Below are 1,051 nucleotides of genomic sequence, written 5' to 3'. Positions count from 1 at the left end.
CAAGATTAAGCGTGATGACGAAATCATCGTAATTGCGGGTAAGGACAAAGGTAAGCGTGGCTCTGTTCAGCAAGTTCTGGACAACGGTCGCCTCATCGTTGCTGGTGTTAACATGGTCAAGAAGCATGTTAAAGCCAACCCTAACCGCGGTACTCAAGGCGGCATCGTAGAACAGGAAGCATCGCTAAACGCTTCTAACGTTGCCATCTGGAACCCCAAGACGCAGAAAGCGGATCGTGTGGGCTTCCGTTTTGAAGACGGCAAAAAAGTTCGCTTCTTCAAGTCCAACGGCGAAACGCTGTAGGTTAGGTGACCCATGAGTGATCTGAAAAAGATTTATCAAGACGAAATCGCGCCCAAGCTGAAAGAAGAGCTTGGTCTCGGTAATATCATGGAAGTGCCGAAGATCACCAAGATCACCCTGAATATGGGTGTTGGTGAAGCTTCTGCGGATCGTAAAGCGATGGAAGGTGCTTTGGCGGACATGACGGCCATTTCTGGCCAGAAGCCCCTGGTAACCAACGCGCGCAAGTCTGTTGCAGGCTTTAAGATCCGTGAAGGTTGGCCGATTGGCTGCAAGGTGACCATGCGCAACCAGAGAATGTATGAATTTCTGGAGCGCCTGGTTTCTGTTGCCATTCCGCGAATCCGTGACTTCCGTGGTTTGAACCCGAAATCCTTCGATGGCCGGGGCAACTTCTCCATGGGTCTGCGTGAGCAGATCGTGTTCCCGGAGATCGATTTCGACAAGGTCGACAAGCTGCGTGGTATGGATATTACCATTACCACCTCAGCCAAGACTGATGACGAAGCACGGGCGCTGCTGCGCGCCTTCAACTTCCCGCTGAAGGGCTAAGAGGATTTGTCATGGCTAAAGAATCCATGAAAAACCGGGAAGCAAAACGCGCTAAGCTGGTTCAGCGTTTTGCCGCCAAGCGCGCAGCGCTTAAGGCGATCATCCAGGATCCCAATGCAGAACCTGAAGCGAAGTGGGATGCTCAGCTTCAGCTGCAAAAAATGCCGCGCGATTCTTCTCCGGTTCGTCAGCGTA

General features: G+C 52.0%; 2 protein-coding genes and 1 pseudogene. All 3 read left to right on the top strand.

Annotated features, from left to right (window positions below; translation table 11 throughout):
* Positions 1-304: 50S ribosomal protein L24 (rplX, locus tag A3754_RS03235; RefSeq protein ID WP_063518836.1), on the top strand; the 304-nt coding region annotated here is incomplete at its 5' end.
* Between the two features lie 12 nt (positions 305-316).
* Positions 317-856 (top strand): 50S ribosomal protein L5, encoded by a 540-nt coding sequence (gene rplE / locus A3754_RS03230; RefSeq protein ID WP_063518835.1) that lies wholly within the window; start codon positions 317-319, stop codon positions 854-856.
* A gap of 11 nt (positions 857-867) precedes the next feature.
* Positions 868-1,051: pseudogene (locus A3754_RS03225) on the top strand (30S ribosomal protein S14); the annotation flags it as partial.

The organism is Alcanivorax sp. HI0083, from assembly GCF_001635175.1.
This window is presented reverse-complemented; position numbering and strand designations above follow the sequence as displayed.

Excerpts from the sequence above, each read along its gene's own strand:
- rplE (WP_063518835.1), top strand. The coding sequence starts at position 317 with ATGAGTGATCTGAAAAAGATTTATCAAGACGAAATCGCGCCCAAGCTG.